Consider the following 21285-nt stretch of genomic DNA (forward strand, 5'->3'; position numbering starts at 1 on the left):
GTGCCGGCGGCGGTGTTGGGGCTTTGTTTGTTGGTCGGGGTGGCGCTGCTTCTGTGCGGTGTGGTGGTGTTGCTCCTGCGGCCGATCGGCCGCAACGACGCCTCCGGCGGATACCGCCGCTACGCCTGGACCGCGGCCGACGCCGACTGCCGCCTGTGGTTCCGCATGCAGGCCGAGGCCCGGCGCCTCGACGTCGAGACCGACCGCAACGGCAACCAGTGGGCCTGGCTCGGCGACCCGGCCGCCGGTGACGCCGTCGTCACCGGCTCCCACCTGGACTCCGTGCCCGACGGCGGTGCCTTCGACGGCCCCCTCGGCGTCGTGTCCGCCTTCGCCGCCCTCGACGAACTCCGCGCCCGCGGCGTCTCGTTCAAGCGGCCCCTCGCCATCGTCAACTTCGGCGACGAGGAGGGCGCCCGCTTCGGGCTCGCCTGCGTCGGCTCCCGGCTCACCTCCGGTCAGCTGACCAAGGAGAAGGCCTTCGAGCTGCGCGACGCCGACGGAATCAGCCTCCCTCAGGCGATGGAGGCGGCCGGGTACGACCCCGAGGCCATCGGCCACGACCCCGAGCGCCTCGGCCGCGTCGGCGCCTTCGTCGAGCTGCACGTCGAGCAGGGCCGCGCCCTGGACCTGTCCGGGGACCCCGTCGGCATCGCCTCCGCCATCTGGCCGCACGGCCGCTGGCGGTACGACTTCCACGGCGAGGCCAACCACGCGGGCACCACCCGGCTCGTCGACCGGCGCGACCCGATGCTGCCGTACGCGGAGACCGTCCTCTCCGCCCGGCGCGAGGCCGAGCTCGCCGGTGCCGTCGCCACCTTCGGCAAGATCGCGGTCGAGCCGAACGGCGTCAACGCCATCCCGTCGCTCGTCCGCGGCTGGCTCGACGCCCGCGCCGCCGACCAGGAGTCCCTGGACACCGTCGTCGCAGGCATCGAGGCCGCCGCCCGCGCGCACGCCGTCCGACAGGGCGTCGACCTCGCGGTCGTCCGGGAGTCGTTCACCCCGGTCGTCGAGTTCGGGCACGCCCTGCGGGACGAGATGAGCCGGCTCCTCGGCGAGTCGACGGGCGACAAGGTCCCGGTCCTGGGAACGGGCGCGGGACACGACGCGGGTATTTTGTCCGCCTCCATCCCGACCGCCATGCTGTTCGTACGCAACCCCACGGGCGTCTCGCACTCCCCGGCCGAGTTCGCGGCCGAGGACGACTGCGTGGCGGGCGTCCGCGCACTCGCCGACGTACTGGAGGGCCTGGCGTGCACGTGACCACTTACTGGCTGGAGCACGCCTGGCTCGACACGAACGTCGAGCCGGGCGTGGCCCTGGACGTGGCCGACGGCCGGATCACCGCCGTGCGGACCGGGGTCGAGGCCCCGCCGCCCGGCGCCGTCGTCCTGCGCGGCTTCACCCTCCCGGGCCTCGCGAACGCCCACTCGCACGCCTTCCACCGCGCGCTGCGCGGCACCGTCCAGGTCGGCTCCGGCACCTTCTGGACGTGGCGCGAGGTCATGTACACCGTCGCCCAGCGGCTCACGCCGGACAGCTACTTCGCGCTGGCGCGCGCGGTGTACGCGGAGATGGCGCTGGCCGGCGTCACCTCCGTCGGCGAGTTCCACTACCTGCACCACGCGCCCGGCGGCGCCCCGTACGCCGACCCCAACGCCATGGGCGAGGCACTGATCGCGGCCGCCGCCGAGGCCGGCGTCCGCCTCACCCTCCTCGACACGGCCTATCTCTCCTCCGGCTTCGGCGCGGCCCCCGAGCCGCACCAGCTCCGCTTCACGGACGGCACGGCGGACACCTGGGCCGAGCGCGTCTCCGCGCTCAAGGAGCGGGAGGGCGTCCGGATCGGCGCGGCCGTCCACTCCGTACGGGCGGTCCCGGCGGACCAGCTGAGCACGGTGGCCCGATGGGCGCAGGGCCGTCAGGCCCCGCTCCACGTCCACCTCTCCGAGCAGACCGCCGAGAACGACGCCTGCCTGGCGGCCCACGGGATGACCCCGACCCAACTGCTCGCCGAGCACGGCGTCCTCGGCCCCCGGACCACGGGCGTCCACAACACGCACATGACGGACGGGGACATCGCGCTCATCGGCGGGTCCGCCACCGGCACCTGCATGTGCCCGACGACGGAACGCGACCTCGCCGACGGCATCGGCCCGGCCGTCGCCCTCCAGCGCGCCGGCTCCCCGCTGTCCCTGGGCAGCGACAGCCACGCCGTCATCGACCTCCTGGAGGAGGCGCGGGCGATGGAACTCGACGAGCGCCTGCGCACCCGCACCCGCGGCCACTGGACGGCCGCCGCCCTCCTGCGCGCCGCCACCGCCGACGGCCACGCGGCCCTCGGCTGGGACGACGCCGGCAGTCTGGAGGCAGGCGCCCTGGCCGACTTCACGACCATCGCGCTCGACTCCGTCAGGACAGCGGGGCCGGTGCCGCGTCTGGCAGCAGAGACGGCGGTATTCGCAGCGTCGGCCGCGGACGTGCGGCACACGGTCGTGGGCGGCCGTCACGTGGTACAGGACGGGGTCCACCGGTCCGTCCCGGACGTGGGGCAGGCCCTCGCGGCCTCGATCGCCGCCCTGCGCGGCTGAAGGAGACACCTCTCATCATGGAAACGAGCCCCGCGGCGACGAACAACCCGGCGCCCACCTCCGCGCCCACGAGCGCGAACAGCGCCGTGGCCACGGCCGCCACGGCCATCGTCAACATCGCCAGCCTCGTCACCAACGATCCCTCCCTCGGTGATGGAACCCCCCTGGGCCTGATCCAGGACGCGGCCGTCGTCATCGAGGGCGACCGCGTCGTCTGGGTCGGTGAGTCGAGCAAAGCACCCGCCACTGACAACCGGGTCGACGCGGCGGGCCGGGCGGTGGTCCCCGGCTTCGTCGACTCCCACTCCCACCTCGTCTTCGCGGGCGACCGCACCGCCGAGTTCAACGCCCGCATGTCCGGCCAGCCGTACAAGGCGGGCGGCATCCGCACCACCGTCGCGGCCACCCGCGCCGCGACGGACGCCGAACTCTCCGCGAACGTCGCCCGCTTCATGCGGGAGGCCCTCCGCCAGGGCACCACCACCTTCGAGACGAAGTCCGGCTACGGCCTCACGGTCGAGGACGAGGCCCGCGCGCTCCGCATCGCCGCCGAGCACACGGACGAGGTCACCTACCTCGGCGCCCACATCGTGTCCCCGGACTACGCCGACGACCCGGCGGCGTACGTGGAGCTGGTGACGGGCGAGATGCTCGACGCCTGCGCCCCCTACGCGCGCTGGGTCGACGTCTTCTGCGAGAAGGGCGCCTTCGACGGCGACCAGGCCCGCGCGATCCTCACGGCGGGCAAGGCGAAGGGCCTGCACCCCCGCGTGCACGCCAACCAGCTGTCGTACGGCCCCGGAGTGCAGCTCGCGGTGGAGCTCGACGCGGCGAGCGCGGACCACTGCACGCACCTGACGGACGCGGACGTGGACGCCCTGGCCTCGGGCGACACGGTCGCCACGCTGCTGCCCGGCGCGGAGTTCTCCACCCGGGCGGAGTGGCCGGACGCCCGCCGCCTGCTCGACGCGGGCGTGACCGTGGCGCTGTCCACGGACTGCAACCCGGGCTCCTCCTTCACCTCCTCCGTCCCCTTCTGCATCGCGCTCGCGGTCCGCGACATGCGCATGACCCCGGACGAGGCCCTCTGGTCCGCCACCGCCGGCGGCGCGGCGGCCCTCCGCCGCACCGACATCGGCCGCCTGACCGCGGGCGCCCGCGCCGACCTCGCGATCCTCGACGCCCCGTCCCACGTCCACCTTGCCTACCGCCCGGGCGTGCCGCTGGTGGCGGAGGTCTGGCGCCAGGGCGTGCGCCGGGGTTAGGGGGCCACGGCCCGTCCCCCGGCCGCCGCGAGCCCTGTCACCAGGGCTCCGGCCGCCGGGACCGCCGCGCGTTCGTCCGCCGACAGGTGCGGGTCCGCCGCGCGCAGCGCCGTCGCCTCCGGGACGTACGGGGCGACGGGGGCGTCGAGGCGGGCCAGCAGCGAGGTCAGGGCCTCGTGGGCGGCGGGTGCGTGGGGGGCGTCGGAGAGGGACGCCTCGGCCAGGAGGAGCGCGGACATCGCGCGGTCCAGTCCCGCCGGGCCCTCGCGGGCGGTGCGCCAGTCGATGACGACGGGGCCCGCCTCGGTGAGGACGACGTTGCCCGGGTGGAGGTCCAGGTGGATCCACGGGGTGGCGTGCAGCCGGCGCAGGAGGTCGGCCAGCAGGGTGCCCGCGGCCTCGGGGGCGACCGTGCCCGCGAGGGCCGCGTCCAGGAGGGTCGGCCCGGTCAGGCGTTCCATGACCAGGTCGGGGCCGGCCGAGGAGCGCACGCGCGGGACCGGGTAGCCATGGGCGGCGAGGTCCCGCATGAGCGCGGCCTCCCGGTCGGCGTCGCCGCCGTCGCGGTACCGGCGCAGCACCCAGGCGCCGGCCGGCCCGCCCAGTTCGTACACGTCGGCGGACCGTCCCCGCCCGATCGGTTCACCCGTCGTCATGGGCGTCAACGGTACGCGGGCGCACCGGACTTCACTCGTCGAGCGTGAGACCCTTGCGCAGCCGCGCCAGCGTCCGCGCCAGCAGCCGCGACACGTGCATCTGGGAGATGCCGAGTTCCTCGCCGATCTCCGACTGGGTGAGGCCCGCGGTGAACCGGAGCGAGAGGATGCGGCGTTCGCGGGCCGGGAGCGAGGCGATCATCGGCTTGAGGGACTCGACGTACTCGATGCCCTCGATGCCGTGGTCCTCGTAGCCGAGCCGGTCGGCGAGGGTGGCGCCGTCGGTGTCGAGCTCCTCGGGCGGCGCGTCGAGGGAGCTCGCGGTGTACGCGTTGGCCGCGGCCATGCCCTCGACGACCTCGTCCGTCCCGATGCCCAGTTCGTGCGCGAGTTCGTGGACCGTCGGGGCGCGGTCCAGGCGCTGGGAGAGTTCGTCGCCGGCCTTGGCGAGGTCGATGCGGAGTTCCTGGAGCCTGCGCGGGACGTGCACCGACCACGAGGTGTCGCGGAAGAAGCGCTTGATCTCGCCGATGATCGTCGGCATCGCGAAGGTGGGGAACTCGACGCCGCGGGCCAGTTCGAAGCGGTCGATCGCCTTGATCAGGCCGATCGTGCCGACCTGGACGATGTCCTCCATCGGCTCGCTGCGCGTGCGGAACCGGGAGGCGGCGAACTTCACCAGGGCCAGGTTGAGTTCGATCAGGGTGTTGCGTACGTACGCGTACTCGTGGGTGCCCTCCTCCAGGTCGCCCAGGCGGGCGAAGAGGGTCTTCGACAGGGCGCGCGCGTCGTGCGGCGCGATCTCGTCGGCGGGCGGGATCCGCGGGAGTTCCGCGAGGTCCGTGACCGCGAGGTCCGGTACGTCGAGCCGGGGGGACATGATCTCCTCCATCGTTGTCTCGCTGCGGTTTGCGGCGCCTCCAGAGCCGGCCAAGTGGAAGGTGTCCTTCTAGGCCTACCGGTTCCACCGGGATGGTTGCAAGTGGCAATTGTCCGCTTCGTTACGTTTGGGCGTGGAGGTTGTGTGCGGCGGACGGTGGTGCGCTTGTATGGTTCGAGGCATGTACCGCCAGCACATCGGCAGCGCACCCGGGCGATTCCGGGTCGAGGTCCGGACCGTGGGGGCGAGCGAGGTGCTCACCCCGGTGGGTGAGCTCGATCACCACACCGCCGAACTGTTGCGTGCGCCACTCGACGACGCGCTCGACCAGGGCCGGACACGCCTCGTACTCGACTGTTCACGGCTCGAGTTCTGCGACTCCACCGGACTCAACGTCCTGCTCGGTGCCCGGCTGAGGGCGGACGCCGCGGGCGGCGGAGTCCATCTGGTGGCGATGCGGCCGCCGGTGGCCCGGGTCTTCGAGATCACCGGAGCGGACGCCGTCTTCACGCTCCACGACTCGCTCGACTCCGCCCTCCCCGGCTGAGCGCGCCGCCGTCCGCCCCGCGCTCCGGGCCCCCGGCCCTGCCCCGTGTCCTGAACTCGTCAATCGGTTGAAACGGTGAGGTGAAGCGTTGAAGGAGACCGCCTCCGGCGACCTCGAGGTCCGCACCCTCGCCCTCGGCGCGGCCAGTGGCACCGTTCCGCTCGCCCGCGACTTCACCCGGCAGGCGCTCCACGACTGGGGCTGGCTGCCCGCCGCCACCGCGGACCGCCGCGCCGCCGCCGAGGACGTCCTGCTCGTGGTCTCCGAGCTCGTCACCAACGCCTGCCTGCATGCCGAGGGCCCCGAGAGCCTGCGCGTGCTGCGCCTCGCCGAGGTGCTGCGCCTCGAAGTCGTCGACCGCGGTGCCGGTCAGCCCGCCCCGCGCACCCCGCACCGTGCCGGACGGCCGGGCGGCCACGGCATGTTCATCGTCCAGCGCCTGTGTCGCGCCTGGGGCATCGACCGGGTGCCCGGCGCCCCCGGCAAGACGGTCTGGGCCGAGCTGGCCGCGCCCGCGTAGGACTTTCACCACCTTCTCTCTTCCCTCTGCAACGCCCCCGGCGTACCTTGACGGCCAATCTGATAGACCGTCAGCAACTTTGCGGTGAGGGGTGCTCGAGGTGCCGTACCGGAGGAGAACAGCCTGTGCGCTGACGGCGGCGGTGGCGGTGGCGGGCTCGACCGTCCTGCTCTCCGCGCCCGCCGCCCAGGCCGAGGTCATCGACGTCAACTACGCCTGCGAGACCAAGATCGGCCCCAAGAGCGCCGTCTCGCCCGTCGACATCAAGGCCGTCAAGAGCGGCGGCGCGTACACGATCACCATGTCCTTCGAGAAGGGCGTCTCCGACAGCCCGGTCGACCTCCCCAAGGGCGTGATGACCCCGCGCGCCGAGCTGGTCCTCGGTGGCGCCGAGAGCGGCGAGGTCCAGGTCAAGGGCGTCCCGAACGCGGCCCTCATCCCCGCCAACACCCCGATCAAGATCGGCCAGTTGACGGGCACGTACACCCCGAAGAAGAGCGGCAGGGTCACCTTCACGGCCGGCACGCTCACCGTCCACGCCCTCGGGATGGACGCGGCCGTCTGCAAGCCCACGAACAGTCCCCGGCCCGCACTCGAACTCGACGTCACGGCGGCGGGCGGATCGGGCGGATCGGGCGGGTCCGGTGGCTCCGACGACTCCTCGGGCGGTACGGGCACGGGCGACGAGCTGCCCAAGACCGGCCCGCTCGACTCGGCGACCGCCCTCGGCACCCTCGGCGGCACCGTCCTGCTGACCGGCGCGGCCGGGGTGCTCTGGCTCACCCGGCGCACGGCACGGCACACGGCACGCTGATGCGGGGGGCACGGGCCGGGTACGCGGCCACGGCTGCCGCCCTGCTCGCGGCGCTGGCGACGACCGGGCCCGGGGCCGGTCCCGCCGCGGCCGCCGGGCCGGCCCGGGCGGCGGCCCGGACGACCCCCGACCGTGCCGGCCCGCCGCCCGCCCCCGCCTCCGGGTGGAGCGTGACGCCCGCCGCCGGGCGGCCGTACGTCTATCTGGAGGGTGCGGTGGGCAGCGTGCTGCAGGACACCCTGTCGCTGACCAACGCCGGGACGAAGCCGCTCACCGTGCGGCTCAGCGGGGAGGGCGCGCCCGTCGCGTTCGCCGCGCGCACCGTGACCGTGCCCGCCAGGACCCGGGCGGACGTTCCGTTCGCCGTCACCGTGACGGCCGACACCCCGCCCGGCGACCACCGGGGCTCCGTACGGGCCGGCGCCGCCGGACGCGAGACGGTCGTCCCGCTGCACCTGCGGGTCAGCGGGCCGCGGCTCGCCGCGCTCACCGTCGAGGACGTCCGCGTCGAGCCCACCGGCACCCTGCGCTACACCCTGGTCAACCGGGGCAACACCGTCCTCGCCCCGCGCCTCGCCGTGCGCGCCGAGGGCCACCTCGGCACCGTGCTCGACCGGCCCGAACGCGCCCTCCCGCTCGTCCTCCGCCCCGGCGAACGCGTCACCCGCACCGAACCCTGGCCCGACCCGCCCGCGCTCGACTCGGTCACCGTCCACCTGACGGCCGGCGCGCCGGGAGCCGCGCCCGCGAGCGCCCGCGCGGACGCCTCCTTCGCCTCGCCCGCGGGCGTCGGCGCCCTGGCGGCCGTCCTCCTCGCAGCGGCGGGCACGGCCACGTACGCGATACGGAGGAGACGATGACGTACCTGCGTACGGCGGCGGGCGCGCTGCTCGCCGCGCTGCTGCTCGCCCTGCTGCCGGCCACCGCCGACGCGGCCGAGCGGCCCGGCGTCGCGCTCTCGCAGAGCCAGGGCGGCAAGGGCGGCGAGATCACCGTCAGCGGCTCCGGATGGAAACCCGGCGCCCTGCTCATGCTGCTGGTCTGCGGCCAGGGCACCCCCGGCAAGGGCGTCATCGGCGGCACCAACTCCTGTGCCAACACCGACGGCCGGGCCGCCACCGTCGACGCCAAGGGCGCCTTCAGCCAGAAGCTGCCGGTCGCCGAGCCGCCCAAGCCCTGCCCCTGCGTCGTCCACGTCGCCGGCGTCACCGGCCAACAGGACGTCGTCGACGTCGCGTTCACGGTCGCCGGGCATCCGACCGCCCCGCTGCCCGAGTCCTCGGGACCCGGCGCGCTGCGGGTGCTCACCTCGGCGCGGCTCGAAGGCTCCAGCGGGATCCTCGTCCGGTTCGGCGCACCCGCCCGCCGCGAGGTGGTCGTCACCCTCGGCAATCTGGGCCAGGCGGCGATCAAGGACCCCGTCTTCGAAGTCGGCACCAGCCACGGGGTGTTCGCGGCGCAGTACGAGGAGCGGCAGTGGCGCGGCACCATCGAGCCGGGACGCAAGGCCCTGGTGAAACTGCCCGTCGAGCTGACCCCGGGCGCCCACGGCGACTACCAGGTGTCCGTGCGGTACGGCGGGCAGGTGATCGTCGAGCAGCCCTGGGGCGTCGGACGCCCGTGGGGCGTGACCCTGTTCTGGCTGCTGCTCGCGGTCGTCGTCCCGGCAGCCCTGTTCCGCATCGGCATGGCGGTCGTCGACCGGGTCCGCCCGCCGGGCCCGCGCCGGCCCCGGCGGAGCGGTCGGGCCGGGCAGAGCCACCGGCCCGGTCGGCCCCCGCGCGCCGCGGGCCGTGAGGCCCGCCCCGCATCCGTACCGGCGGCCACCGCCGGCGACGAACCGACCGCGGTCCTGCCGTGGTTCACCCCCGACTCCGCACCGTCAGAGAACAGTCCGACGACGAAGGGACAGTCGTGAGCCCGACACGCACGGCACGGAGGATCAGCGCGGCCGGCGTCGCCCTGATGCTCGGCGGCGCGGGGATCCTGCTGGCCGCCGGCCCCGCCATGGCGGCGGAGGTCGCGTACAAGACCGAGTGCATCCCGCCCTCCATCTCCGGTCTCCCGCCGGTGCAGGGCACCACCAAGGTGCAGATCGCCGCGCCGGCCGAGGCCAAGGTCGGCGACGAGGTCGAAGTGGTCTGGAAGACGGTCGAGGCCGCCTCCAAGAACCCCGACATCCTCGACCTGGACAAGGACACGGTGAAGCCGACCGGCGTCATCAAGCTCGGCGGCGCCGCGAGCGGCACGCTGGCGATGGAGGGGCCGCGGCAGAACCCGCCGATCAAGAAGAACAGCCCGATGGTCCTGCCGGACATGAAGGGCAAGCTGAAGCTGGAGAAGGCGGGCGAGATCACGCTGACGCCCGACAAGTACACGATCAACGTCTCCAAGCCGATGTCGACGGACACCAAGTGCTCTCCGAAGGAGACGGTCGCGGTCGGCGCCACGATCAAGGTGACGGCCGGGGGCGGCACCACGTCGTCCGGCGGCACGACCTCCTCGGGCGGCACCACGTCGTCCGGCGGCACCACGTCCGGCGGCACCACGTCCTCGGGCGGCACCACGTCGTCCGGCGGCACCACGTCCTCGGGCGGCACCACCTCCTCCGGCGGCACCACGTCCTCCGGCGGCAGCACGTCCGGCAGCACGTCCGGCGGCACGTCCGGCGGTGGCGGCGGGCAGACCGACTTCCGCGGCAAGGAGGTCGCGGTGAGCTTCTCCTGCCAGGCGCCCGGCCCGGACTCGATCACCTCCAAGGTGACCATCGACGCCAAGAAGGACGGCGGTTCCTACCGCCTCACCGTCAAGACCGCCAAGGGCGTCATGAACAGCCCGGCCGCCCTCCCCAAGGGCGCGCTCAAGCCGTCCATGGCCGTGAAGATCGGCGGCGCCGACAGCGGCACGGTCACGGTCACCGGCGCCCCGAACCCGGCTCCCCTGGAGGCGGGCAAGCCGGTCGACCTGACCGACATGACCGGCACGTACAAGCCGGGGGCGAGCGGCAAGGCCACGCTCAGCCCGGGCAAGCTGACCATCAGCGTCTCGCTGGGCGGTTCGCCCATCGTGATCCCCTGTGAGGTCAAGGGGTCGGTGCAGTCCTCGCTGACCCTCGACACCGAGAAGCAGGCCGGCGGCGCCGCCGGGGGCGGCGGCAGCGCCTCGGGCGGTCCGGGCGGCGAGCTCCCCCAGACCGGTGCCGGGGACGACGGCGCCCTGCGCGCCCTCGCCCTCGTCGCGGGCACGGCGATCCTGCTCGGCGGAGCGGTGTTCACGTTCACCCCGTGGGCCCGGCTGCGCAGGTAGCGCCACGGAAGCGCGAAACGGCGGAGGCCGCCGCACCGAACCCGGTGCGGCGGCCTCCGCCTCGTACGAACGGACGCGTCAGTGGACGCTGCCCATGAGGGCCTGGACCTTCTTGCGGTAGGCCCAGACCGCGAATCCGGCGAGGACGGCGCCCGCCGCCTGCAGGCCGATGATCCCTGTGCCGTTCAGGTCCACACCGGCCAGCGAGAGCAGACCCGTGGTGCAGTCACCGGCGGTGACGGCGAGGAACCAGACACCCATCATCTGGGAGGCGTACTTCTGCGGGGCCATCTTCGTGGTGACGGAGAGGCCGACCGGAGAGAGGCACAGCTCACCGATGGTCTGGATCATGTAGATCGAGACGAGCCACATGGGGGAGACCTTGGTGCCGTCGCCTGCCATGTTCATCGGGACGATGAACACGAAGAAGGACGCGCCGACCAGGACCAGGCCCATCGCGAACTTCACGATGGTGTTCGGCTCCTGGTTCTTGCGGGACAGCCACAGCCACAGCCAGGCGAACACCGGAGCCAGCGCCATGACGAACAGCGGGTTCAGGGACTGGTACCAGGTGGCCGGGAAGCCGAGGCCGAAGACGGTGTCGGCGGTCTTGTCGTCGGCGAACAGCGACAGGGTCGAGCCACCCTGGTCGTAGATCATCCAGAAGACGGCGGCGGCGACGAAGAACCAGATGTACGCGGTCATCTTCGACTGCTCGGTCTTGTCGAGGTCCTTGTCGCGCTTGATGCGGACGAGGACGGCGACCGGGATGATCAGACCGGCGAGGGTGATCGGGACGAGGGCCCAGTTCAGGGTGTACATGCCGAGGGCGACGACGACGCCGTAGAAGACGGCGGCGGCGACCAGCACCAGGCAGACCTTGACCAGGACGTTCTTGCGCTCGGCGGCGCTGAGCGGGTTCGGGACCAGGTTGCTCTTCGGGCTGAGGTTCTTGGTGCCGATGAGGAACTGCAGCAGACCGAGGCCCATGCCGACCGCGGCGAGCGCGAAGCCGAGGTGCCAGTTGACCTTCTCGCCGACGGTGCCGACGACGAAGGGCGCGACGAAGGCACCGAGGTTGATGCCGATGTAGAAGAGCGTGAAGCCACCGTCACGGCGCGGGTCGTCCGGGCCGTCGTAGAGGTGGCCCACCATCGTCGAGATGTTGGCCTTCAGCAGACCGGAACCGGCGGCGACGAGCGCCAGACCGACGAAGAACATCGCCTGGCCCGGGATGGCGAGCGAGGCGTGACCGGCCATGATCACGAAGCCGGCGACGGTGACCGTCTTGCGGGCGCCCCAGACGCGGTCGCCGAACCAGCCGCCGGGCATGGCCATCAGGTAGACCATCGACACGTACACGGAGTAGATCGCCGTGGCCGTGGCGGCCGTCATGGCCAGGCCGCCGCCCTGGCTGCCCGTGGCGGCGTCGGCGCCGCCGGAGACCAGGTACAGGACCAGAAGGGCCCGCATGCCGTAGTAGGAGAAGCGCTCCCACATCTCGGTCATGAAGAGGGTGGCCAGGCCGCGGGGGTGGCCGAAGAAGGTCTTCTCGGAACCAGAGGTTCCGGCGGAACCTCCGGGACCGGAGGAAGCCGTCGTCAGGCTGGACGCCATGTCGATCCTTGCTCTGTCGGGACGCGCGCTTCGTGAGCGGGATGCGCCCGGTGGGGGAGGCCGGCACCGGCGGGGAGCGGTCGCACCCCTCCGGGATCCACGCCCTGACGCTTTTCGCGTCGCAGGACCCGGCCCACAGGTCATTCACTGTCCTCAAGGCTGCCGAGGCCGCCTTGTGCAGAAAAGAGACCCTTGGCTCACCTACACGGCCAAAGGTCCCCGATTACCGCTACAGAACTCTCGACACCATACGACACGACAGTGCCCGATTAGGAAGGACTTGAGAGATGGATCACAGGTGACACTGGAACCAACTTCCTTCTTTCGAAGGTCATCAGGAGGTTACGCGCCAAGATCCAGAGGTACCGCAGTCGCCCTGTGGATCACGCCCCGGCCCCGCGTCCGTGCGGACTACCATCACCTCATGACCCGTGTACTGCTCGCCGAGGACGACGCCTCCATCTCGGAACCGCTGGCCCGCGCCCTGCGGCGGGAGGGGTACGAGGTCGAAGTCAGGGAGGACGGCCCGACCGCCCTCGACGCCGGTCTCCAGGGCGGAGTCGACCTGGTCGTGCTCGACCTCGGCCTGCCCGGCATGGACGGCCTGGAGGTCGCCCGGAGGCTGCGCGCCGACGGCCACACGGTGCCGATCCTGGTGCTCACCGCCCGCGCCGACGAGGTCGACACGGTCGTGGGCCTCGACGCCGGCGCCGACGACTACGTGACCAAGCCCTTCCGGCTCGCCGAGCTGCTCGCCCGCGTCCGGGCCCTGCTGCGGCGCGGCGCCACCGAGCCCGCCGCCGCGCCCACCACGCACGGCGTGCGGATCGACGTCGAGTCGCACCGCGCCTGGATGGGCGACGAGGAGCTGCAGCTCACCGCCAAGGAGTTCGACCTGCTGAGGGTCCTGGTCCGGGACGCGGGCCGGGTGGTCACCCGCGACCAGCTGATGCGCGAGGTCTGGGACACCACCTGGTGGTCCTCCACCAAGACCCTCGACATGCACATCTCCTGGCTCCGCAAGAAGCTCGGCGACGACGCGGCGAACCCGCGCTACATCGCCACGGTCCGGGGCGTGGGCTTCCGCTTCGAGAAGAGCTAGGACTTGATCCGCACATCACCAAAGGGTGAGTTGCGGACTGCGCGCCGGTCGGGTGCCGGACGCTCCAGCGTGGTCGCGCACATGGCGCGGCTCATCTGGGGTTGCTCGGTCCCGTTGTTCGGCGGTTCGGTGAGCAGAGGTCGCCCGCTGGGCGGGGACTGCCACGCGACCAGCATCCCGTGGGGTGTGTCGTCGTGGCGCCGTCCTCCGGAGGAGCCCCGCGCCCCTTCAGGCCCTTGCGACACTGGTCCTCGTCAAGCCACCCTCCGGAGGATCCGTGCGTCGCCGTCTGATCAACTCCACGCTCGCCGTGGTGCTCGTCGTCATCGCCGTCTTCGGCGGTTCCCTCGTGATCGTCGAGACCCGCACGGCCTCCAGCAGCGCCCAGGAGAGCGTGGACTCGGAGGCGCTGCGGATCGTGTCCATCGTGGACAGCCGTCTGATCGGCGGCGAGCCGGTCAGCCCCGCGATCCTGGCCGACCAGAGCGGCGCCAAGCGGTACGCGCGGGTCCAGATCCCCGGCCGCGATCCCATCGAGATCGGCACCCGCCCTTCCGGCAGCGTCATCCGGGGCCTCGCCGAGGGCGAGCGCGGCGAGACCGTGATCGTGGAGGAGGCCCGCTCGGTCGTCATGGCCGAGGTGGGGCGGACGCTGCTGATCATCGCCGGCGTGGCGCTGCTGTGCGTGGTGGCCGCCGTGCTGCTCGCCGTACGGGCGGCCAACAAGCTGTCCTCGCCGCTCACCGACCTCGCCGAGACCGCCGAGCGGCTCGGTTCCGGAGACCCGCGCCCCCGGCACAAGCGCTACGGGGTGCCGGAGCTCGACCGGGTCGCGGACGTGCTCGACGCCTCCGCCGAACGGATCGCACGGATGCTCACCGCCGAGCGCCGGCTCGCCGCCGACGCCTCCCACCAGCTCCGCACGCCCCTCACCGCGCTCTCGATGCGCCTGGAGGAGGTCGCCGTGGCCGACGACCTCGCCACGGTCCGGGAGGAGGCGACGATCGCCCTCACCCAGGTCGAGCGGCTCACGGACGTGGTCGAGCGGCTGCTCACGAACTCGCGCGACCCGCGGACGGGCTCCGCCGTCGCCTTCGACCTGGACGAGGTCATCAAGCAGCAGATCGAGGAGTGGCGGCCGGCCTACCGCAGCGCGGGCCGGGCCATCGTGCACTCCGGCAAGCAGGGCATGCGGGCCGTCGGCACCCCCGGCGCGGTCGCCCAGGTGCTCGCGGCCCTGATCGAGAACTCGCTCATGCACGGCGGCGGCACCGTCGCGCTGCGCACCCGGGTCACCGGCAACCAGTCCGTGATCGAGGTGACCGACGAGGGGCCGGGCGTGCCGGCCGACCTGGGGGCGCGGATCTTCGAGCGGGCGGTCAGCGGCCGCAGCTCCACGGGCATCGGCCTGGCGGTCGCGCGGGACCTCGCGGAGGCGGACGGCGGGCGTCTGGAGCTGCTCCAGCAGCAGCCGCCGGTGTTCGCGCTGTTCCTGGGCCGCGAGGTCAGGAGCCGTAAGGAGCGGGAGTCGGAGCCGGAGCGCCCGGTCCGATAGCGATCGCGCAAGACCGCGGGCTCGGCGGGATCGCGCGGGAGAGTGGGCTCAGACCCGGTCGGGCTGCCTGCGGGTGGCCTGCTGGGGCGCCTGCTCCAGGAAGGACTCGGCGGTCTGCACCGCCTCCTTCGCCGGCAGGGCGCGGAAGACCCAGGTGCGGTACGACCAGAAGCGGAACAGGGTCGCGACGCCGATGCCGAAGAACTTGAAGAAGTTGCTCTGCAGCGGGGTGTCCCAGCCGAAGCCGTACGTCGCCGCGTAGAGCACACCGTTCTCGATCACCATGCCGACGACGCTGAACAGCAGGAACAGGACGAGTTCCTTGGTGCGCCCGGACTTGTCGCGGTCGCGGTACGTGAAGTAACGGAACCCCACGTAGTTGAAGAGGATCGCCACGACGGTGGCGATGATGCTCGCCCGCACCACCGGAAGCTCGGTGACCTGGCGGACCAGGTTGAAGACGGCCAGGTTCACCAGGACGCCGAGTCCGCCGACCACGCCGAACTTGGCGACCTCGCGGACGAGCCGGTCCATCCGCATGCGCAACGCGCCGGGTTCACTCATCGTGATCGGTCTGTCCCGTCCGTTTCGGAGGTGTTCCGCCGACGCCCGGACGACGTCAACCAAGCCATGCTAACCACCCCTCCTGTCACCCGCCTGTGTTGTCCCCGATCCATGTGCGATCCGTGTGCGAGTCCACTCCGGACTGTGACAAAACACAGCCGGACGAGGTTCCGTAACTTGTGCGGATACCCTAAGAGGGTGACGTTCCCGGTAGTCGGCATGGTCGGTGGCGGTCAGCTCGCCCGTATGACCCACGAGGCGGGCATCCCCCTCGGCATCAAGTTCAAGCTCCTCAGTGACACCCCGCAGGACTCGGCGGCCCAGGTGGTCAGCGACGTCGTCATCGGCGACTATCGCGACCTGGACACGCTGCGTGACTTCGCGCGCGGCTGCGACGTGATCACCTTCGATCACGAGCACGTGCCCGCGGAGCACCTGGCGGCCCTGGAGGCGGACGGCGTCGTCGTCCGGCCCGGCCGCGGGGCCCTCGCGCACGCCCAGGACAAGGGGGTGATGCGGGCGAAGCTCGACGAGATCGGCGCGCCGAGCCCACGGCACCGCATCGTGGCCGATCCGGCCGACGCGGCGGTCTTCGCCGCCGAGGTCGGCGGCTTCCCGATCATCCTCAAGACCGTGCGCGGCGGCTACGACGGCAAGGGCGTCTGGTTCGTCCGCACGGAAGAGGACGCCCACGACGCCTTCAGGGCCGGTGTGGCGGTGCTCGCCGAGGAGAAGGTCGACTTCGCCCGTGAGCTCGCCGCGAACATCGTGCGCTCCCCGCACGGACAGGCCGTCGCCTACCCGGTGGTCGAGTCGCGGCAGGTCGACGGGGTCTGCGACACGGTGATCGCGCCCGCGCCGGACCTCGCCGACGAGCTGGCCGGCCAGGCGCAGGAGCTGGCCCTGCGGATCGCCAAGGAGCTCGACGTCGTCGGGCACCTGGCCGTGGAGCTGTTCGAGACCCGCGACGGCCGGATCCTCGTCAACGAGCTCGCCATGCGTCCGCACAACTCCGGCCACTGGACCCAGGACGGCGCGGTCACCTCGCAGTTCGCCAACCACGTCCGGGCCGTGCTGGACCTTCCGCTGGGCGATCCGCGCCCGCGCGCCAAGTGGACCGTGATGTGCAATGTTCTCGGTGGCGACTTCCCGGACATGTATCAGGCGTATCTGCACTGCATGGCCCGCGACCCTCAGCTCAAGATCCACATGTACGGCAAGGACGTGAAGCCCGGCCGCAAGGTGGGCCACGTCAACACCTACGGCGACGACCTGGACGAGGTGCTGGAGCGCGCCCGTCACGCCGCCGACTACCTGCGAGGAACGATCGTTGAGTAACCCGGCTGCTTCGACCCCGCTCGTCGGCATCGCCATGGGGTCCGACTCGGACTGGACCGTCATGGAGGCCGCGGCGCAGGCCCTGGACGAGTTCGAGATCGCGTACGAGGTGAACGTCCTCTCGGCGCACCGCATGCCGCGCGAGATGATCGCGTACGGCGAGGAGGCCGCCGACCGCGGTCTGAAGGCGCTCATCGCGGGCGCCGGCGGCGCCGCCCACCTGCCGGGCATGCTCGCCTCGGTCACGCCGCTGCCGGTCATCGGCGTGCCGGTGCCGCTGAAGTACCTCGACGGCATGGACTCGCTCCTCTCGATCGTGCAGATGCCGGCCGGTGTGCCCGTCGCCACCGTCTCGGTCGCCGGCGCCCGCAACGCGGGCCTGCTCGCCGCCCGGATGCTCGCGGCGCACGACCCCGAGCTGCTCGGCCGGATGAAGGAGTTCCAGCAGGAGCTCAACGACCAGGCCACGGAGAAGGGCAAGCGGCTGCGGCAGAAGGTCGAGGGGTCGGGCTCCTTCGGGTTCGCCCAGTGAGCACGGCGGCCGACCGTCTGGCGGAGGCGCGGGAACTCCTCGCCTCCGCCCCCGTCGTCGACGGCCACAACGACCTGCCCTGGGCGCTGCGCGAGCACTGCGGCTACGACCTCGACCGGCTCGACATCGCGGGCGACCAGCGCGGCGCGCTCCACACCGACCTCGCCCGACTGCGGGCCGGCGGCGTCGGCGCCCAGTTCTGGTCGGTCTACGTGCCCGGCCGGCTGGCCGGTGACCACGCGGTGAGCGCCACCCTGGAGCAGATCGACGTCGTCGACCAGCTCCTCGTGCGGTACGCGGCGGACCTCGCGCCCGCGCTGACGGCCGACGACATGGAGGCGGCCCGCAAGGAGGGCCGGATCGCCTCCCTCAAGGGCGCCGAGGGCGGCCACTCGATCAACAACTCCCTCGCCACCCTGCGCGCCCTGCACACCCTGGGCGTGCGATACATGACGCTCACCCACAACGAGAACAACGACTGGGCGGACTCGGCCACCGACGAGCCCCGGCACGGCGGCCTGACCGCCTTCGGCCGCGAGGTCGTCCGCGAGATGAACCGCAGCGGCATGCTCGTCGACCTCTCGCACGTCGCGGCGACGACCATGCGGGACGCGCTGGACACCACGGCCGCCCCGGTGGTCTTCTCGCACTCCTCGGCCCGCGCGGTCTGCGACCACCCGCGCAACGTCCCGGACGACGTCCTGGAGCGGCTGCCCGCCAACGGCGGCGTGGCGATGGCGACCTTCGTGCCGAAGTTCATCCTGCCGGCGGCCGTCGACTGGACGGCCCGCGCGGACGAGAACCTGCGCGCCCACGGCCTGCACCACCTCGCCACGACCCCCGATGCGATGGCGATCCACCGCGCCTTCGAGGCGGAGAACCCGCGCCCGATCGCGACGGCGGTCACGGTCGCCGATCACCTCGACCACATGCGCGAGGTCGCGGGCATCGACCACATCGGCATCGGCGGCGACTTCGACGGCACCGCGTTCACCCCGGAGGGCCTGGACGACGTCGCCGGCTACCCGAACCTGATCGCGGAGCTCCTCACCCGCGGCTGGTCGCACGCGGACCTGGCGAAGCTGACCTGGTCCAACGCGGTCCGGGTGCTCCGGGACGCCGAGGCGGTGGCGCGCGAGCAGCGCGCGCTGCGGGGCCCGTCCGTCGCGACGATCGAGTCCCTCGGCGAGCAGGCACCGCGAGGGAAGTGACGGAACATCACGGGGGGCTCGCCGCGGCGGGCCCCTCGTCGTCCGGTCCGGGGGCCCCGCGGCGCCCGTCCCCCGGACGGCCCAGCCCACCGCGCCCGGCGCGGCGGGCGGTGGCACGGTGGCCGTACTGCCTAGTAGTACGGAGTGAGTCACCCATGGCAGATCTGCTCGACGATCCCGTCACCACGCCGTTCAGCGTCGCCCGCGCCCCGTCCGAGGGCGACCTCGATCTTCCCGAACATCCCCGGCCCCTCGACGAGTCGACCCGGGCGCGCGCCCTGCTCGCGGCGCAGCCGGTCGTCGAGGGGCACACGCAACCGCCGCACGTGATCGCCCCTGACCCGGAGGACCTTCCGCCGGCCCGGGCAGCGGAGGCGGGAGCCCAGCTCTGGTCGCTGCGGGTGGAGGCCGACGAGGGCGTCCTCGGCACCCTGCGCCGGATCGACGCGGTCCGGGCGCTCGTGGCGGCCTGCCCCGAGGACCTGCGCGTCGCCTCCACCACCTCGGAGATGGAGCACGCCCGCAACTGCGGCCGGGTCGCCGTCGTCCTCGGTGCGGTGAGCTGGTCGGCCGTCGGCGGTTCGCCTGCGACCCTACGGGCGTACCACGCCCTCGGCGTACGAGCGGTCAACCTCACCCGCTACGACCGCTTCGCCCGTGAGGCGGTCCGTGAGATGAACCGCCTCGGCCTGACCGTGGACCTCGCGGGCGCCGACCCCGACACGGTCTCCCAGGTCCTCGCGGTGAGCCGGGCCCCGGTGCTGCTCACCCGCGCGGAGCCGGACGGCCCGCTGCCGGACGACGTGCTGCGCCTGCTCGGGGAGAAGAGCGGTGCGTGCCTGGTCCCGGCCGGCCCGGACCCGACCGCCGCGGCCGACGCCCTGGACCGGATCCGCACCCTGGCGGGTCCCCGGTCCGTCGGCCTCGCCGGCACCGCGGACCCCGGCACCGGCTACGTCCCCCTCTTCGCGGAGCTCATCCGCCGGGACTGGCCCGCACCGGACCTGGTCGGTCTCGCCCACGGCAACGTCACGCGCGTGCTGCGGGAGACCGAGTTCCGGGCGCGGGCGGCCCGGGCGAAGGCGGCGTAGTCCGTCGTGCGGAGCAGGCCGGTCAGCGGAAACGGCGTGGGCCCGGCTCGCACCTCCGAGGTGCGAGCCGGGCCCCGCGTGCGCATCCGGGCGGGTCAGGCCTGCGGGCGGCCCATCGCGCGGTAGGTCCAGCCGGCCTCGCGCCAGCGGGCCGGGTCGAGGGCGTTGCGGCCGTCGAGGATGACGGGGGACGCGACCGCACGGGCCAGCTCCGCCGGGTCGAGCGCCTCGCGGAACTCGCGCCACTCGGTCAGATGGAGCACCACGTCCGCGCCGCGCACCGCGTCGAGGGCCGTCGGCGCGTAGCCGAGGGTCGGGAAGAGCCGACGGGCGTTCTCCATGCCCTTGGGGTCGTAGACGGTGACCTGGCCGCCCTGGAGGTGGATCTGACCGGCCACGTTCAGTGCGGGGGAGTCGCGGACATCGTCCGAGTCCGGCTTGAAGGTCGCGCCGAGGACCGCCACCCGCTTGCCGAGGAAGCCGCCGCCCAGTGCCTCGCGGGCCATCTCGACCATGGACGCGCGCCGTCGCATGTTGATGGAGTCGATCTCGCGCAGGAAGGTCAGCGCCTGGTCGGCGCCCAGCTCGCCGGCCCGTGCCATGAAGGCCCGGATGTCCTTGGGCAGGCAGCCGCCGCCGAAGCCGATGCCGGCCCGCAGGAACTTGTTGCCGATCCGCTCGTCGTGCCCGATCGCCTCGGCCAGCTTGGCGACGTCGCCGCCGGCGGCCTCGCACACCTCGGCCATCGCGTTGATGAAGGAGATCTTCGTGGCGAGGAAGGAGTTGGCGGAGGTCTTCACCAGCTCCGCGGTCGGGTAGTCGGTCACCACGAACGGCGAGCCCTCGGCCACCGGCACCGCGTACACCTCCCGCAGCAGCTTCTCGGCCCGGTCCCCGCGCGCCCCCTCGGGCACGCCGATCACGACCCGGTCAGGGCGCAGGGTGTCCTGCACGGCGAAGCCCTCGCGGAGGAACTCCGGGTTCCATGCCAGGTCGACGCCCTCGGGCAGCACGCCGGCGAGCCGCTCGGCCGAGCCGACGGGCACGGTCGACTTGCCGACCACCAGGGCGCCCTGCCGGACGACCGCGGCGAGGGAGGTGAAGGCGGCGTCGACGTACGACATGTCGCAGGCGTACTCGCCGTGCTTCTGCGGGGTGTTCACGCAGACGAAGTGGACGTCGCCGAAGGCGCCGACCTCCTCCCAGGAGGTCGTGAACCGCAGTCGCCCGCTGGAGCCCTCGATCCCTTCGACATGCCGGGCGAGCAGCTCCTCCAGGCCGGGCTCGTACATGGGGACGCGCCCGCTCGACAGCATCTCGATCTTCTCGGGTACGACGTCGAGCCCGAGGACCTCGAAGCCCAGTTCCGCCATGGCCGCGGCGTGCGTGGCGCCGAGGTAGCCGGTGCCGATCACGGTGATCTTCAGGGCCATGCGGTCTCCAGTGAGGAGTCGAGGTCGGGCGGAATGCCTGCCCGAGCATAGTCGGGGCCTGGATCGGGGCCCGGTCTCGCCCTACCATTTGGGTTACTTAACGGTAGTTAGCAAGCGTGGGAGTGAGTGACCGTGGCGCCGGGGAAGAACAACACAGCTGCTGATTTCGACCTGTATCGCCCGTCGGAGGAGCACGAGATGCTCCGCGAGACGGTCCGTGCGCTGGCGGAGGCGAAGATCACGCCGTTCGCCGCGGCGGT

The 21285-nt window shown here is 72.6% G+C and carries 20 protein-coding genes; 15 read left to right on the plus strand and 5 right to left on the minus strand.

The features are described from left to right. The first annotated feature begins 39 nt into the window (after positions 1-39). The 3 genes from AB0M16_RS35835 to hutI are packed head-to-tail and all read left to right on the plus strand — an operon-like array spanning position 40 to position 3859. Entirely contained in the window at positions 40-1266 is a 1227-nt protein-coding gene (locus AB0M16_RS35835; protein ID WP_365350671.1) for an allantoate amidohydrolase, read from the plus strand. Further along, positions 1257-2594 (plus strand): formimidoylglutamate deiminase, encoded by a 1338-nt coding sequence (locus AB0M16_RS35840; RefSeq protein WP_365350673.1) that lies wholly within the window; start codon positions 1257-1259, stop codon positions 2592-2594. The genes AB0M16_RS35835 and AB0M16_RS35840 overlap by 10 nt, the downstream gene beginning before the upstream one ends. Positions 2595-2611: 17 nt before the next feature. Next, on the plus strand, positions 2612-3859 hold the full coding sequence (gene hutI, locus AB0M16_RS35845) for an imidazolonepropionase (RefSeq protein ID WP_365350675.1): 1248 nt from the start codon (positions 2612-2614) through the stop codon (positions 3857-3859). Here hutI and AB0M16_RS35850 read toward each other — a convergent pair. Next, the gene (locus AB0M16_RS35850) at positions 3856-4515 is read right to left on the minus strand and encodes a phosphotransferase (protein ID WP_365350677.1); all 660 of its coding nucleotides are present in this window, start codon (positions 4513-4515) and stop codon (positions 3856-3858) included. The genes hutI and AB0M16_RS35850 overlap by 4 nt on opposite strands. Positions 4516-4546: 31 nt before the next feature. Then, a complete protein-coding gene (locus AB0M16_RS35855; RefSeq protein WP_365350679.1) occupies positions 4547-5395 on the minus strand; it encodes an RNA polymerase sigma factor SigF in 849 nt (282 codons plus the stop codon). Between the two features lie 181 nt (positions 5396-5576). Here AB0M16_RS35855 and AB0M16_RS35860 point away from each other — a divergent pair, with 181 nt between their 5' ends. From AB0M16_RS35860 to AB0M16_RS35885, 6 genes are all read left to right on the plus strand, one after another. Continuing rightward, the gene (locus tag AB0M16_RS35860; protein ID WP_365350681.1) at positions 5577-5942 is read left to right on the plus strand and encodes an STAS domain-containing protein; all 366 of its coding nucleotides are present in this window, start codon (positions 5577-5579) and stop codon (positions 5940-5942) included. Positions 5943-6030: 88 nt separating this feature from the next. Then, on the plus strand, positions 6031-6462 hold the full coding sequence (locus AB0M16_RS35865) for an ATP-binding protein (protein WP_365350683.1): 432 nt from the start codon (positions 6031-6033) through the stop codon (positions 6460-6462). A gap of 100 nt (positions 6463-6562) precedes the next feature. After that, positions 6563-7276 (plus strand): peptidase, encoded by a 714-nt coding sequence (locus tag AB0M16_RS35870; protein WP_365350703.1) that lies wholly within the window; start codon positions 6563-6565, stop codon positions 7274-7276. Beyond that, complete coding sequence (locus AB0M16_RS35875) at positions 7273-8136, plus strand: hypothetical protein (protein WP_365350705.1); 864 nt, start codon at positions 7273-7275, stop codon at positions 8134-8136. Before AB0M16_RS35870 ends, AB0M16_RS35875 begins: the two co-directional genes overlap by 4 nt. Next, positions 8133-9194 carry a hypothetical protein gene (locus AB0M16_RS35880; RefSeq protein ID WP_365350685.1) on the plus strand — a complete coding sequence of 354 codons (1062 nt, stop codon included), beginning with the start codon at positions 8133-8135 and terminating at the stop codon, positions 9192-9194. Before AB0M16_RS35875 ends, AB0M16_RS35880 begins: the two co-directional genes overlap by 4 nt. 23 nt (positions 9195-9217) lie before the next feature. Continuing rightward, positions 9218-10582, plus strand: a complete 1365-nt coding sequence (locus AB0M16_RS35885; RefSeq protein ID WP_365350707.1) for a hypothetical protein — start codon at positions 9218-9220, stop codon at positions 10580-10582. Between the two features lie 78 nt (positions 10583-10660). Here AB0M16_RS35885 and AB0M16_RS35890 read toward each other — a convergent pair whose 3' ends face one another. Further along, on the minus strand, positions 10661-12199 hold the full coding sequence (locus AB0M16_RS35890; protein ID WP_365350687.1) for an oligopeptide:H+ symporter: 1539 nt from the start codon (positions 12197-12199) through the stop codon (positions 10661-10663). Between the two features lie 424 nt (positions 12200-12623). Between AB0M16_RS35890 and AB0M16_RS35895 the strand changes: the two genes are divergently transcribed. Both AB0M16_RS35895 and AB0M16_RS35900 read left to right on the plus strand, forming a co-directional pair. Further along, complete coding sequence (locus AB0M16_RS35895) at positions 12624-13301, plus strand: response regulator transcription factor (protein ID WP_365350689.1); 678 nt, start codon at positions 12624-12626, stop codon at positions 13299-13301. Positions 13302-13578: 277 nt separating this feature from the next. Continuing rightward, on the plus strand, positions 13579-14856 hold the full coding sequence (locus AB0M16_RS35900; protein WP_365350691.1) for an ATP-binding protein: 1278 nt from the start codon (positions 13579-13581) through the stop codon (positions 14854-14856). Positions 14857-14904: 48 nt separating this feature from the next. On the opposite strand, the gene AB0M16_RS35905 is transcribed toward AB0M16_RS35900, so the two are convergent. After that, positions 14905-15420 (minus strand): GtrA family protein, encoded by a 516-nt coding sequence (locus tag AB0M16_RS35905; RefSeq protein WP_365350693.1) that lies wholly within the window; start codon positions 15418-15420, stop codon positions 14905-14907. A 198-nt stretch (positions 15421-15618) separates the two neighbouring features. On the opposite strand from AB0M16_RS35905, the gene AB0M16_RS35910 reads away from it, so the two are divergent. The 4 genes from AB0M16_RS35910 (at position 15619) to AB0M16_RS35925 (ending at position 19592) form a co-directional block, all read left to right on the plus strand. Then, the gene (locus tag AB0M16_RS35910) at positions 15619-16758 is read left to right on the plus strand and encodes a 5-(carboxyamino)imidazole ribonucleotide synthase (RefSeq protein WP_365350695.1); all 1140 of its coding nucleotides are present in this window, start codon (positions 15619-15621) and stop codon (positions 16756-16758) included. Between the two features lie 34 nt (positions 16759-16792). Next, positions 16793-17290, plus strand: a complete 498-nt coding sequence (purE, locus tag AB0M16_RS35915; protein WP_365350709.1) for a 5-(carboxyamino)imidazole ribonucleotide mutase — start codon at positions 16793-16795, stop codon at positions 17288-17290. Then, positions 17287-18501 (plus strand): dipeptidase, encoded by a 1215-nt coding sequence (locus AB0M16_RS35920; protein ID WP_365350697.1) that lies wholly within the window; start codon positions 17287-17289, stop codon positions 18499-18501. The genes purE and AB0M16_RS35920 overlap by 4 nt, the downstream gene beginning before the upstream one ends. 155 nt (positions 18502-18656) lie before the next feature. Continuing rightward, positions 18657-19592 (plus strand): membrane dipeptidase, encoded by a 936-nt coding sequence (locus tag AB0M16_RS35925; RefSeq protein ID WP_365350699.1) that lies wholly within the window; start codon positions 18657-18659, stop codon positions 19590-19592. 95 nt (positions 19593-19687) lie between these two features. Here AB0M16_RS35925 and AB0M16_RS35930 read toward each other — a convergent pair whose 3' ends face one another. Continuing rightward, on the minus strand, positions 19688-21025 hold the full coding sequence (locus AB0M16_RS35930) for a UDP-glucose/GDP-mannose dehydrogenase family protein (RefSeq protein ID WP_365350701.1): 1338 nt from the start codon (positions 21023-21025) through the stop codon (positions 19688-19690). Positions 21026-21285: the final 260 nt, after the last annotated feature.

It is taken from the genome of Streptomyces sp. NPDC051921, from assembly GCF_040680975.1.
Taxonomy (GTDB): Bacteria; Actinomycetota; Actinomycetes; order Streptomycetales; family Streptomycetaceae; genus Streptomyces.